Annotated in this window: 14 protein-coding genes; all 14 read right to left on the reverse strand. The window is 27.0% G+C overall.

Going from position 1 to position 14,869, the window contains the following annotated elements:
• Window positions 1–62 precede the first annotated feature (62 nt).
• The gene (locus BN1711_RS07290; protein ID WP_050607506.1) at window positions 63–1,118 is read right to left on the reverse strand and encodes a CotS family spore coat protein; all 1,056 of its coding nucleotides are present in this window, start codon (window positions 1,116–1,118) and stop codon (window positions 63–65) included.
• A 137-nt stretch (window positions 1,119–1,255) separates the two neighbouring features.
• The gene (locus BN1711_RS07295) at window positions 1,256–3,175 is read right to left on the reverse strand and encodes a bifunctional 4-hydroxy-3-methylbut-2-enyl diphosphate reductase/30S ribosomal protein S1 (protein ID WP_050607507.1); all 1,920 of its coding nucleotides are present in this window, start codon (window positions 3,173–3,175) and stop codon (window positions 1,256–1,258) included.
• 27 nt (window positions 3,176–3,202) lie between these two features.
• Entirely contained in the window at window positions 3,203–3,847 is a 645-nt protein-coding gene (gene cmk / locus BN1711_RS07300) for a (d)CMP kinase (RefSeq protein WP_050607508.1), read from the reverse strand.
• Between the two features lie 92 nt (window positions 3,848–3,939).
• Window positions 3,940–4,302: a chorismate mutase gene (gene aroH, locus BN1711_RS07305; RefSeq protein ID WP_050607509.1), complete on the reverse strand. Its 363-nt coding sequence runs from the start codon at window positions 4,300–4,302 to the stop codon at window positions 3,940–3,942.
• A gap of 1 nt (window position 4,303) precedes the next feature.
• Window positions 4,304–5,524 carry a BaiN/RdsA family NAD(P)/FAD-dependent oxidoreductase gene (locus BN1711_RS07310; RefSeq protein WP_050607510.1) on the reverse strand — a complete coding sequence of 407 codons (1,221 nt, stop codon included), beginning with the start codon at window positions 5,522–5,524 and terminating at the stop codon, window positions 4,304–4,306.
• A gap of 129 nt (window positions 5,525–5,653) precedes the next feature.
• The gene (gluD, locus tag BN1711_RS07315; protein ID WP_050607511.1) at window positions 5,654–6,919 is read right to left on the reverse strand and encodes an NAD-specific glutamate dehydrogenase; all 1,266 of its coding nucleotides are present in this window, start codon (window positions 6,917–6,919) and stop codon (window positions 5,654–5,656) included.
• Window positions 6,920–7,148: 229 nt separating this feature from the next.
• Window positions 7,149–8,024, reverse strand: a complete 876-nt coding sequence (locus BN1711_RS07320) for a MurR/RpiR family transcriptional regulator (RefSeq protein WP_050608460.1) — start codon at window positions 8,022–8,024, stop codon at window positions 7,149–7,151.
• Window positions 8,025–8,333: 309 nt separating this feature from the next.
• Window positions 8,334–9,044: a pseudouridine synthase gene (locus BN1711_RS07325; protein WP_050607512.1), complete on the reverse strand. Its 711-nt coding sequence runs from the start codon at window positions 9,042–9,044 to the stop codon at window positions 8,334–8,336.
• 164 nt (window positions 9,045–9,208) lie between these two features.
• Entirely contained in the window at window positions 9,209–9,511 is a 303-nt protein-coding gene (locus BN1711_RS07330) for a Dabb family protein (protein ID WP_050607513.1), read from the reverse strand.
• A 275-nt stretch (window positions 9,512–9,786) separates the two neighbouring features.
• Window positions 9,787–11,025 (reverse strand): ABC transporter permease subunit, encoded by a 1,239-nt coding sequence (locus tag BN1711_RS07335; protein WP_050607514.1) that lies wholly within the window; start codon window positions 11,023–11,025, stop codon window positions 9,787–9,789.
• A 6-nt stretch (window positions 11,026–11,031) separates the two neighbouring features.
• Window positions 11,032–11,916, reverse strand: coding sequence for an ABC transporter ATP-binding protein (locus BN1711_RS07340; protein WP_050607515.1), 885 nt, complete (start codon window positions 11,914–11,916; stop codon window positions 11,032–11,034).
• 27 nt (window positions 11,917–11,943) lie between these two features.
• Window positions 11,944–12,702 (reverse strand): hypothetical protein, encoded by a 759-nt coding sequence (locus BN1711_RS07345; protein ID WP_050607516.1) that lies wholly within the window; start codon window positions 12,700–12,702, stop codon window positions 11,944–11,946.
• A 12-nt stretch (window positions 12,703–12,714) separates the two neighbouring features.
• Complete coding sequence (locus tag BN1711_RS07350; RefSeq protein WP_050607517.1) at window positions 12,715–13,224, reverse strand: RNA polymerase sigma factor; 510 nt, start codon at window positions 13,222–13,224, stop codon at window positions 12,715–12,717.
• Between the two features lie 208 nt (window positions 13,225–13,432).
• The gene (locus BN1711_RS07355) at window positions 13,433–14,593 is read right to left on the reverse strand and encodes an alpha/beta hydrolase family protein (protein ID WP_050607518.1); all 1,161 of its coding nucleotides are present in this window, start codon (window positions 14,591–14,593) and stop codon (window positions 13,433–13,435) included.
• Window positions 14,594–14,869: the final 276 nt, after the last annotated feature.

Consider the following 14,869-nt stretch of genomic DNA (forward strand, 5'->3'; position numbering starts at 1 on the left):
TTTAATTCTTACTCATATAGTATAAAACTAAAGAAAAAATTAGTCAAACTGCTATTTTATATTTAATATTCTTCTAAATACTTTATATATTCCTCTAAAAACTTTCTTTCATATTCATCATACTTAATTATTTTATTTAATTTATTCATATACTTACCTTCAGACCAATGCTTATGCTTTTTATATCTCTTCTTACCTAACTTCCAAAATTTATGAGGAAATATAATAAGGGCAAGCATTACCTCTAAATCACTTTTCTCAAGTTTATATACACTATTATAAGCTTTAATTATTCTTTTAGCTTTTTCAAAATCCCATTGGTATTCTTTTTTAGCCATCAATCTTCTTATAAATTTTCCCAAATCATTTACTTGTATATCTATAATTATACTATCTAAATCTATAAGATAATATTTATTATCCTTTTTTATTATATTTTGATAGTAAAAACTATTGTGACATAAAGATTTATCCTTATTTGTTTCCTTGGATATCCTATAATAATCAGAAGTATTAAGATAATTTAGGGCTACTAATCCCCTTGAGTAAAAATTTTCTATATGCTCATAATATATGGAATCAAATTCATTTTTCACTCTTTTATGTTCTATAACTTTTTTAAATTTCTCCATGTCATTTAAATTTCTACTAAAAACCTTAGGCCATTTTTTTAAATGATTTTTAACATTTATTTTAGACAAATCTATGTTCTTTGTGGCTTTATGAAATTCACCTAATAACTTAGCACATTCTTCCACTTCTTCTATATAACTTAAATCACATTCTTCTCCATCTATCCAATCTGTAGCATAGAACACCCACTTATTATATTTAACATAATAAGCTCCTTGTTTTGTATTATAATAATCTGCAATATTATTAAAACCTGCTTTTTTAAGTTCTTCCACTAACATATGGCCATTTCTTATTTTATATTTTCCATGCTTAGTTCTTTTTAAACATTTATTCCCACTAGTGGTTTCTATTTTGTAAACACTTCTTACTTTAGAAAAATCTATAGCTCTAAAGTCATATTTATTTAAAACCTTTTTTATCATCTTTGTTTCGTTTTTGGAAATTATATTTTCTCCATAAGCTACTAATCTTCTATCCCCCATGGCCAATCCTCCCTTTATACATCTATATAAATTATATTAATGAATAAAAATAATATTACTAAAAATAAAAAATATGTATACTAGATTAATCCTAGCACACATATTTTTTATTTTTAAAACTTATTTATTATAGTTTATTAAAATTCCTCTACATCTTTTATACTTAAAGCAATTCTTTTATGTTCATTACTCACTTCTAATATTTTAGCTTTTATTTCTTCTCCTAAATTAAGAGCATCTTGTGGTTTTTCTATTCTTTGATTACTTATTTTTGATATATGAACTAATCCATCCACGCCAGGTTCTAATTCTACAAATGCACCAAAATCTGTAAATCTAACTACTTTTCCTAACACTATACTACCTAATGGATATTTATCTTCTACATTATTCCATGGATTTTCCATTAACTTTTTTAAACTTAAGGCTATTTTTCTATTTTCTTTATCTATCTCTAATATATAAACTTTTATTTTCTGTCCTACTTTTAAAACATCATCTGGTCTTTCTACCCTTCCCCAAGATATTTCTGATACATGTAAAAGTCCATCTACTCCATTTACATCTACAAATGCACCAAAACTTGTAAATCTTTTAACTTCTCCTTCTAATATATGACCTTGTTCTAAAGATGCCCAAGTTTCTTCTCTTTTCTTTTCTTGTTCTACCTTTAATATTTCTCTTCTTGAACCTACTATTTTTGTTCTTAATTTTTCTTCATTGAATTCTATTATTTTAACATCTAATTTTTGTCCCTTGTATTTAGATAAATCGTCTACATGAAAAAGATCTATATGGGATGCTGGTATAAACACCCTAACACCCTTATATGTGGAAACTAATCCTCCATTAACAACATCTTTTACTATAACACTTACTGTCTCATTATTTTCATAAAGTTGTTTTAATTTATTATATGCCCTTTCTCTTTGAAGCTCTTTTCTTGAAAGTACTACATAACCATCTTCATTTTTTATTCTAATTACTTTTGCTGTTATTTTATCCCCTACTTTAAATATATCTTCTAAGGTTTCATTTTCATCTGTACCAACTTCTTCTATAGGGAGAATTCCTTCTGATTTATAATTTAAATCAACCAAAACTCCCTCCTGACTTAAAGATATTATTTTTCCTGTTACAACTTTTCCTACTACTATTTTTTGTTCATTCTGTTCCATATAGTCCATCATTTCTTCTTGGGATAATTGTTCTACATTTAATTCTTCTTTGTTCATTTTTAATATAGCCTCCTTTATAATCCAATCTGGAGTAGAAGCTCCAGCAGTAACTCCTATAGTAACATCATCTTTATATATGTATTCAGGAATTTCTTTTGCGTTTTCTACATGTATTGTATCTTTACAATTAGCTTTACATATTTCATAAAGCTTAGTAGTATTAGAGCTATTTTTACCCCCTATAACTACCATTTTATCTACCTTTTTTGATATGTCCTTGGCTGCTTGCTGTCTTACAACAGTAGCATTACATATAGTATTAAAAGCTACTATTTCCTTACTTTTTTCTATTACTACTTGAAGTACTCTTCTCCAGTTTTCTTCTTTTTCTGTAGTTTGACATAATACACAAACTTTTCGTTCTAAACTATCTATATTACTACCATCTTTAGATATTATAGCGGAATTATTACACCAGCCATTTATACCTATAACCTCTGGATGCTTCTTGTCTCCTACTATCACAATTTGATATCCTAAGTTATAATATTTTTCAGCTTTATGTTGTATAGTAGATACATGTGGACAAGTAGTATCCACTATATTTAACTCTCTTTCTTTTAAATAATTAATAACATCTAATGGAACCCCATGAGATCTTATAATTATAGTTTCTCCTTTTTCTAATTTATGAATATCCTCTATTTCTATAGGTAATATATTTTTTTCTTTTAAATTATTTACCACATCACTATTGTGAATTAAAGGTCCTAAAGTATATATAACTTTTTTATATTTATTATTAGATTTTAAGGTTTCTTCTACTGCTCTTTTAACCCCAAAGCAAAAACCTGCTTTATCTGCTAAAATTATATTCATACTTATATTCTCCTAACCTAGTTTAATTTATTTTATAAAACTACACATCTTTTCCACTACCTCTTCAATAGTTAAATTAGAAGTGTCTATAAGTATAGCATCCTCACTTTTTCTTAATGGATTTATTTTTCTATTACTATCTATATAGTCTCTTTTAGCAATTTCATCTAGAACTTCATTATATTTTACATCTAATCCTTTTTCTTTTAATTCTTTGTATCTTCTTTCTGCTCTTATTTTTGGAGATGCTGTAACAAAAAACTTATATGGTGCATCTTTTAAAACTACAGTACCTATATCTCTTCCATCCATAAGCACATTATATTTTTTAGCTATATCTTGCTGCATACTTACAAGCATTTCTCTAACTTCAGGTATTGAAGCATATTTAGAAACATTATTGTTAATTAAAGGCATCCTAATTTTTTCTGTTAAATCTTCGTCATTTACTATAATATTATCCCCTAAGAACTTTATATTCATAGAAGATATTAATTGTTCTATTTTATCAATTTCATTTTCAGTTATATTTTTTTCTAAAGCTTTTAATGTTACAACTCTATACATAGAACCTGTATTTATATACATTAAATTAAGCTTATCTGCAATAATTTTCGCTATAGTACTTTTTCCTGCTCCTGCCGGTCCATCTATGGCTACAGATATGTTCAACTTAATTCCGCCTTTCTTTCCTTATTTTAAAGAATAGTTTATAATAGTTTATATTCTATAAAATTATTTCAAATTCCTCCATTTTACATCATTTAATTTAAATTTAATAAATCTTCTCTAAGGTTTTTCGCTTTTTTTAAATATACATATTCTATATTTTTTAAATCTCTATCCTCCACAAGAATCATTATTCTTATACACATAGGTAAATAATTCTCTACATACATTTCATTAAAATGCATTATAGCTACTTGTTGTAAATCAAAATGTTCTCTTATATATTTTCCAGGATAACCTTTAGTAATATCCTTAGTACAAGATATTACTATAGAAACTATGCTACCAATTTTTATATTATTCCTTTCAATTATTTGTGAAAAAAGCTCTATAGAAGCATTTTTAATATCCTCTATAGAATTATTCTCTATAGTTATAGCTCCACGTATAGCTTTCAATTTATTCACCTGCCTTTAAGCCTGCTAAATATCCCGTAGATAAGGCTATTTGTATATTAAATCCTCCTGTAAAAGCATCTACATCCACTAATTCTCCTGCAAAATATAAATTTTCTACAATTTTTGACTTCATAGTAGAAGGATCTATCTCAAAGGTATCAACCCCCCCTGAAGTTACTATAGCCTCTGCAATAGGTCTTTTTCCTTTTATATTTAAAGTAAGATTTTGAATTATATTAACTAAAGCTTTTCTTTCTTCTCGAGTTATGGAATTTACTTTTTTATCCTCATTTATACCACTAATTCTTATTATTATATCTATCAGTCTTTTAGGTAATAAATCATTTAAAGAATTTTTAAAATCTTTATTAGCATATTTTTTAAAGTCTTTTTGAATTCTTAAATCTAGTTGATCTTGTGATAGAGCTGGTTTTAGATTTATTTTTAACTTTAAATTAGGTCTATCTATAATACTACTAGCTGTAAGTATTATAGGTCCTGACACTCCAAAATGAGTAAAAAGCATCTCCCCAAAATTTTTATATAAAATTTTATTCTTTTCATCAATTATACTAATTTCTACATTTTTAAGAGATAGACCTTGAAGATCTTTAATCCAAACTTCTGAAAGTTCTAATGGAACTAAAGCAGGATTTAACTTTTTTATATTATGCCCTAGCTTTTCAGAAAATTCATGTCCATCTCCAGTAGAACCAGTCTGAGGATAAGATACCCCACCAGTACATAAAATAAAATAATCCCCATATATTTTATTTCCATTTTTAAGTTCTACATATTTTATAGCATTATTTTCTTTAACTACTTTAGACACTCTACTTTGTAACATAATATTAACTTTTTTTCTTTTCAATTCTTTCTCCATAGCTATTATTATATCTGAAGATTTATCAGATACAGGAAAAATTCTATCTCCTCTTTCAACTTTTAATTTAATCCCTAAATCATTAAAAAAGTTTTGAGTATCTTCATTAGTAAAAGTATATAAAGAACTATAAAGAAAATGTGGATTTGTAGGTATATAATCAAAGAATTCACTTATATCTTTTGCATTAGTTACATTACATCTTCCTTTTCCCGTTATATAAAGTTTTTTACCTAACTTTTCATTTCTCTCTATTAAAGTAACTTCATTTTTTTCTGAAGCCTTTATAGCAGCCATCATACCTGCTGGACCTGCTCCTATTACTACCACCTTTGCCACATATATCACCTCATTATAATTTAACTCTTACTACTTATTATATAGAATAAATGAATTAATATAAATATGTATATAAAAATAAAGAGGTTTGTTTTTATACAAACCCCTTTATTAATTAATTACTTAAAATTAATACCAACCTCTTAATTTCATAGCAGCTGCAACTTTCTTAATTGAGTGCATATAAGCTGCTTCTCTCATTGGAACATTATATTCTTCTTTAATCTTCCAAATATCGTTGAATGCATTAACCATAGCTTCTTCTTCTTTTTGTTCTACTACTTCTTCTGTCCAGTAGTATCCATATAAGTTTTGTACCCATTCGAAGTATGAAACAGTAACTCCACCAGCATTAGTTAATATGTCTGGAGTTAATGTTATTCCTTTTTTGTTTAATATTTCATCTGCTTCTGGAGTTGTTGGACCATTAGCAGCTTCACAAACAAGTTTAGCTTTTATTGATTCAGCAACTTCTTTAGTTATAGCATTTTCTAATGCTGCAGGTATTAATATATCTACATCTAATGCCCAGAATTCTTCTAATGAGATTTCTTTTGCTCCTGGGAATCCTAATAAATTACCATGTTCTTTAATGTATGCTAACATTTCATTTCCATCTAAACCGTTTTCGTTATAAATAGCATATGTTCCTTTTTCTCTGCACCATTCAGCCATTGCTACAACTGTTCCACCAAGTTTTTGGCAGTTTACAACTGTACTTCCTCCAACATTACCTATACCTTGGATAGCTAATTTAGCCTTTTTCATATCTATTCCTAACTTAGCAGCTGCTTCTCTTGCTGTTACAGCAACACCAAATCCTGTAGCTGCAGATCTTCCTAATGATCCACCAAATTCTACTGGTTTACCAGTTATAACACCTATAGCACTACGTCCAACTAATTTATTGTATTCGTCAACCATCCAAGCCATGATTTGTCCATTAGTATTTACATCTGGTGCTGGAACGTCAACTTTTTCTCCTATAAATTTGTGGATTGCATCTATATAACCTCTAGTTAATCTTTCAAGTTCTCCTGTTGATAGAGTCTTTGGATCAACTATGATTCCACCTTTTCCTCCGCCATATGGGATTCCTGTTACTGCGCATTTAAAAGTCATCCATATAGATAAAGCTTTCACTTCGTCTCTTGAAACGTTTTGATGGAATCTAACTCCACCTTTTGTAGGACCTACTGCATCGTTATGTTGAGCTCTGAATCCCTTGAAAACCTTTACTGAGCCATCATCCATTTTTACTGGAATTGAAACTTCTAAAACTTTTGCAGGTTCTTTTAATATCTCGTAAACTGCAGGTTCCATACCTAATTTGTCGCAAGCCTTCTTAACTTGCTTTTGAGCATTTTCAAATGGATTTAAATTTTCTTTTGCCATGTTTAATTACCTCCCAATAGTTAGTGAATATAATATTGCAATAATTTATTATTATTATTGTTGTACAAAACTAATTGTACTTTTTTAATTTATTTTTTAAATTCTTTTATATTTATAATATTCTATACGTTTTCACTTTTTCCTTCTTATAAATAAAAAAAGTTATAAATTTTTTGAAAAGTAGCAAAAAACAAAAAAAGAGGCAATATCAATTACCTCTTTTACTCTCTTAACATTTTTTGTCCCTATAAGAATAAATTTCATATTCTCTCCAAATATTTTCTAAATCGTTAAAAGTCGATGAAATTTTTCCTTTTTCTCTTAATCCTACTGAAATAATTAACGCATTTATCACACTAAGTGGAGCCACTAACGAATCGACAAATGATGCCATATTACTTTGCGCAATTAATGTATAATCCGCTTTAGCCGCTAATGGTGAAAGTAAGCTATCTGTTATAGCTACAACTTCCGCTTGTCTTTTTTGGGCAAAACTTAAAGCTTCTATAGTTCTAGCAGCATATCTTGGAAATCCTATACCTATAACTAAATCTTCATCTGTTATATTGATTATTTGTTCAAATATATCACTTATACCATAAGTAATTACTTTTACATTATCTAAAATTAAATTTAAATAAAACCCTAGAAATTCTGCTAAAGCAGTGGAACTTCTAAGTCCAATTATGTATATTTTTTTAGCTCTAAAAATACTATTTACTACTTCTTCAAAAGTATTATGATTTATCTTCTCTAATGTGGCTCTTATATTTTCCATATCAGATTTTAAAACACCCTTTAGAGCTGTTTCTTCACTAGTGTAATCATTAGAAAGCTCTAATCTTTGAACTGTAGTAAGTTTATTTTTTATAAGTTCTTGTAGAGATTTTTGAAGTTTAGGATATCCCGAAAATCCTAATTCGTTGGCAAATCTAACTACTGTAGATTCACTAACTCCTACACTATTTCCAAGTTTAGCTGCAGTCATAAAAGCAGCCTTATCATATTGTTTTAATATAAATTCTGCAATTAACTTTTGTCCTTTACTTAACCTTGGAAATTTAATCTGTATTAAACGCATTAAATCTTGTTTGTTTTCTTCCATATCTATATTCAACCCTTTCCTACAGGTAAATTTATGAATTATATAATTCAGTTTATCACCCATTGAAAAATTTATCAATATGAATTTCAATTATTAGTCAATTGACTTATATTAATTCTTTTTTACTCTTACCTTTAAATATTTGCATCTTTACTTTTAATAAGTTTACTTAAGGGTTTTATATACTATATATAATTGCAAATCTAAAAGTAATTATATAAATAAAATGAATACATTATATATAAAAAAATATTATTGTCATATCCTTAACAATAACTTTTACTTATGACAAACTTTAAATTTATATTTTTACACTTTTTTCAGATACTCAATCTCCTGAGAAGTCAAATTTCGCCAAGTACCTTGCTTTAAGTCTCCTTTTTTTATATCACCTATAGCTATTCTATCAAGTTGCAAAACTCTATGACCTATAGATTCACACATTCTTCTTATTTGTCTATTTTTACCTTCATATATTTTTATTAATACCTCTGTAGAATTTTTATATATTTTTACTATGTCCAAAATTGCAGGAGCAGTTATATATCCCCCTATATCTATACCTTCTTTAAACCTTTTAATATGATTTTCATCTAGAATTCCATCTACTAATACTCTATAAGTTTTAACTTTTTCTTTAGATGGATGAATTATTTTATTATATATTTCCCCATCATTAGTAAGTATTATAATACCTGATGAGTCTTTATCTAATCTCCCTATAGGATATATTCTCTCTTTAACATGTACAAGATCTAAAATAGTTTTTCTTCCTTTCTCATCCTGTACAGTAGATATATATCCCTTAGGTTTATTTAAAAGTATGTATACCTTATTTTCTTCTGGAGTTATTAATTTTCCATCCAAATAAACCTTATCTTCTTCAGGAATTACTTTAGTTCCTAATTGTGTAATTCTTTTAGAATTTACTGAAACTCTCCCCTGTAATATTATTTCTTCACATTTTCTTCTAGATCCAACTCCACAAGAAGCCATATACTTTTGCAGTCTTTCTTCCATACAATCACCTACATTTTATTTTATATCACTCATTATATTTTATAGCTTTTCTGGAAAAAGTCAAAAAATATATTTAACTATACAAAAAGAGTAGAATTTCTTCTACTCTTTAAGTTGCTCAACTTATATTATTATATAAAACAATTATAAATTTAGTTAATATTTTATACTTCGTAATCTGTAACTATTCTTTCCTCTTTAACTTTACCAATAAATTCCCCAACCTTTAAATGATCTGGGTGTTTTTGATAGGAATTTAAATCTTCCATGGTATTAAATTCTGAATATAAAACTACATCATAGGCCCCATCTGAAGCATTAATATTTACTCCAACTTCAATTAAATTAACATTTTCAATTATATTTTTTAAAGCCTCTAAATCCTTTTTTATGATATTAGCATTTTCTAATTTAGATTTTCCCTGAGCCATGTCTTTTAACTTCCACATTACAATATGTTTAATCATTTTTTCACCTCTTCATTGGATTTTATATTAATTATACCATATTTTGCTATTATTCCTCTATATAAAATACTTTAATTTATTCTAAAATCTAAAGATTCTTATACTAATATACTAGAATTAGATTCCAACCATTTCTATGAAATAACAACAGAACTATAATATAAATATTCTACTAAAGAATTTGATTAAAAAACATATACATCAAATGAATATTCACATTTAATAATAAAGGAATCATTAATAATATACAAATGTATACATATGAAAAATTAAAATTATACTACTTGATGTTTCTTAAATTTATAAAAGGCAATGTGCAAAAATATTAATATCATTATAAATGAAATCATTATAATAGCTTTAGGCAACATAATAGCAGTATTATTAAAAGTATAAGTATCATATACAGAAAATACAGAAAACACATTAAATGCATTTGCTGGAAGTAAATTTAATATATTATTAATAAGTAAACTACTTTTACTTTTCGGAATAAATAATGGTGCAAAAATCAACAGTGAACTTATAATAATAGCTGAAAATGGCGTCTTAAATTTTGATGATAACGCCATAGTTATGGATATAATTGAAAGCATAACCAAATATCCAATCATAGTTCCTAACAAATACACCTGTAGCACAGTTAATGGATAAATAGATGCAAGTGATAAAATTTGAAAGCTAATATTCCATCCAGATATTCCATAGCAACACAACATACTTACTGTAAAGAACAAAACCTCTATGCTATAAACAATCGTAGCAAATAAAATTCCTGCTATTATTTTTGTTTTTATTAATTTATTTTTTCCGTATTTCGTTGAAAGTAAAATTGCATCTGCTCCTGTTTGATATTCAAAAGCAAAAATAGGTGCTATACATATACTTACAACAAAAGCAATTATAATTAGTACTGACCGAAAACCACGAGCAAAAATGTCTTTCCATCCATCAGAATAATCAAAATAAAACGGGGTTGAAATTTTATTATTTAAGCTTAGAATACGCTTTTTTTGATTTTCTGAATAATGCTGAGAACATAATAGTCGTTTAATATTTTTATTACGTTGTTTATAAAATTTTTGTACATCTTTATTAGATAATGAATATAAAATGTAATAATCATAATTTCCTTTACCAACTGGAAAATAATTTTCACGCAATAAATCTAAAATATCTTCCTTGTTTTGAACATATTTTTTATAAACATTATTACTAAGGTCATTGGTACCAGTATTGAAATTCTTTTTATCTTTTATTATAGTTTCATATTCATTAAATATAGAAGTTAATTTATCTATAGATAAATTTCCAGAAACTAATGATACATCTTTCTTCTTTAACTCAATAGCTTTTAATCCATGTATTCTATTGCCTTCCTCATTTACATATGAATTTCCAGTTACAAATAAAATTGATAAAAAAGATATAAATATTATACTAGTAATTAAAGCAATTATTGTGCTTTTTCGTTTAAAAATCTTCTTAAGCTCATATTTCAATAATGTCCACATTATACTTTATACCTCCTTGTCCACTAATTGTTCATTTTGAAAATGCAGTAGACATAAATCTTCTAAAGTAGCCTTCTGAGATTCTGCCCTAGGAACAGGTATATTTTTAGAAATAATACGAAGTTCAACCTGATCTCCCAAATGATGTAGATTAGCAATACAATATTTACTTTCATAATCCTTAACATTATTTCTTGGAACTAAACATTTCCATACAAATCCTTCTGCTGAGTCTACAAGCTCTTCAACTGTACCATGCATAATTAATCTACCTTTTTTCATAAGAAGAATTTTATCTGCAATATATTCTACATCTGATACAATATGAGTAGACAAAATCACAATTTTATCTTTCGCTAAGTTGGCAATCAAATTTCTAAAACGAACTCGTTCTTTTGGATCTAATCCAGCTGTAGGTTCATCTAAAACTAATATTTTAGGATTATTTAAAACTGCTTGAGCAATTCCTAAACGTTGCTTCATACCTCCAGAAAATGTTCTAATTTTTTTATTTGCAACTTCATATAATCCAACCAATTCCAATAATTCTCTGGTTTTACTTTTAGCCTTATGTACGTTTATACCTTTTAATGCAGCAATATAATACATAAATTCTTTAGCGGTAAAATCTGGATAATACCCAAAATCCTGCGGGAAATAACCAAGTACATTTCTGTATGATTCTCCGAGATTATTAATACTATCGCCATTTAAAAGAATATCTCCTGACGTAGAATTTAATACTCCACAGGTCATACGCATGAGAGTGGTTTTTCCAGCACCATTAGGCCCTAACAATCCATAAACTCCTGTAGCTAATTTCATAGAAATTCTATCTACAGCTATCTTACTATCAAAATGCTTTGTTAATCTATCAAAAATAAGTTCCATTAAAATTCCTCCTAATTTCTAAATATATTACATAATTACTCCATCAAATTTTCTATCACAAATTTTTCCTAATTTATATATCTCTCTAATAACACCAATTAATGAAATTAAAAACATAATACTCCATATAAAACAAGCAGAAGGTTCATATAAATTAGGGAATGTATAAGTAATTATAAAAATCATAATCATAACAAATAACCCAAACAAAATGCATTTATAATCTTTATCCATACTCTTAAAGTTATTTAGAATAAACAAACAACCAAAACATGTAACTAAAAACGGAACAAAAATATACAGTATAAGTGCTATTAAATGTAATTTCATACTTACTCCAGATAAAATTAATAAAATAGTAAGCCCTAAAATATCTATTAATCCTAAAATTGTAATACGAGTTATCATTAATTGTTTAAAAGAATATGTAGTTGATAATTCAATTTCAGCCATTTCATATGTATAAGAACGTGCCAGCTCTTTAATCCCTGCAATTACCAATAAAGGTGCTGCTGATGAAATCATAGCCAGAGTTTCAACTCCTTTAGAAGAACAAGTCAACTTTATACTAAATGCTAAAATTATTACTATTTGTATAAACCAAACTTTTTTTCTCATAAAACCAAATTGTAAAAAAAAGAACTTCCAAAAAGATAATGGCTTATCTTCAGATTGCTTTACCAACTGACGTACTTTTATAATTGTATCTTCCATACCAGTAGAATTTGAAGCTGGGGGAGCTGAATTATATAATAATTTTATATTATCTTCTAACTCTTTACTCAAAATAAAAACCTCCTATCCAAATTTTCTTTTTAATATTGACAATGCATTTTTTATTCTATATTGCACAATAAAACGTGATACACCTACTATACTTGCAATTTCTTTAATTTTTAAGCCTTGTCCAAACCTCAATAATATTACTTCTTGTTGTTCCGTTGAAAGCTCATATATAAATTTTTTTAAAACTAATTTATCAGTAACATTTTCAATTACATTTGAAGATGTAAAATCAATTATTTCCTGTTCCTCCTCTAAATATTCTGGCTTATACTGTTTATGCCAATTGATACATAAATTTTTAGCAATTGTATAAAGAAATGCTCTAGGTTTTCCCTTATCGGAATAATGATTAATATTTTTAATAAATCTAAGAAAAACTTCCTGTGTAATATCTTGTGCTTTTTCTACATTTCTCACTTTCCAATAACAATATTTGTAAACATTATCGTAATTATCTCTAACAATTTCTTCAGCTATATATGTAGACCCATTCTTGATTTTTCGAACCGGGTATTCCGTCACCTTATCACCCCCTCATAATGTATAACAATTAAGACCAGTAAAATGTGTAATAAATTTATAAAATTTCTCCACTTTTTGTATCATAAAATAATTTTAGCAAATTTTACATACAAATATTTAAATAATATGGCTTATTCTCTAATAGACCTAACTTTTTATCCTAGACTAAAAAACCTTAATAGCTATTATAGCCATTAAGGTTTATAAATTAAACTCTATGTTCTATCCAATTCATCATAGTGTCTAACGTAAGTTTTGTATTTCCCATATTACAATGATTACAAGCAGTTTCCTTTTCTGTGAAAAGACGAAAAGTTAAAGAACGTACATTAGTTAAACAGTCTAATTCTTCTTTAAAAAGTTTGTAATTAATAAAATGATCTTTGTTTGCTCCTATTACTAATACATCTTGATCTATTAGATGTCCTATATCCGTTATTTTAAATTTACTTAATTTTACTAAATAGTCATAAGGAGATTTTGCATTATAGGCATACATACCATGCTTAAGTCCCCAATCTGCTGTTGCATCTTTTTTACAACTTAAATTCGTAATTAAATTAATTATACCTGAAGCATGAAATTTTACTAATAATCTTACTATCTTTTGCTCAGAATCTGTCATTGTACTTAATACAACTGATAAAAAATCAGGAAAAATAGACCACGCTATAACTCCTTTAATTCTTTTTTCATAAGCTGCTGCCCTAGGTGCTAGCATACCTCCTAATGATGCCCCTATAATGATAACATCATTAAGGTTAAGATAATCAAGAACTGCTGTTACAGGCTTCTCCCACTTATAGGTAAAATGTTTTTCTTGATTTCTCATAACTCCCCCTTGTCCTGGACCTTCAAATAAATAAACTTCAAAACCATTTTGGGCAAAATAAAGCATTACAAAAAACAATTCTTCCATATAAGAGTCATTTCCACCATGAAGTAAAATAGTATCTTTCTTTTTTCCTATTGCTTTTGTATGTAATACCGGAAGTTTCACATTTTCATAAGGCACTTCATATCTAGTCACAGTTTCATCCTGAAAATATTCTTTATAATAATCATAAAACATATCTGTAGCTAAATTATAATATTTTATTTTATCTTTATCACCATCATACATAAAAAATTCACTCATTCTATAATATGCAATAGCATCTTTTATTCTACCTTCCCTTACAGCCTCATCACCTATAGCAATTAACTCCTTTTTCCAAGTTGCACTATCTTTAATTTTATGAGAAATTTTCTTAACATCTTCCAATCTACCTTCATCCCACATTATTACACGATTAAGTTGAAAATTAAAATTAGGCTCTTTATTTAAATTATATATTCCTTTTGAAAAAGTGATCTTATCTTTTTTCATTTTATTTTCTCTCCTTCCCAAACCTTAAATCTATGCTCTCCTATAAATTTAATCATGGCTTTATTATAATTAAGAGAAGAAAATAAAACTTCTAAATAATCGCTAAGATTGAAATTATATAAATTTTACATATTTTTTAAGTTCATTTTCTGATATTTTAAATATATTCATATTAGTTGTAAAAAAAAATAAGAAGCACTATAAAAAACTGATTTTATATATGCTTCTGTAATGCTATTGTCCAACAATAAATGTTTATAAGTCTTTTCTATTTTT

Origin of the sequence: Clostridium niameyense, assembly GCF_001243045.1 — a bacterium.
Taxonomy (GTDB): domain Bacteria; phylum Bacillota; class Clostridia; order Clostridiales; family Clostridiaceae; genus Clostridium_F; species Clostridium_F niameyense.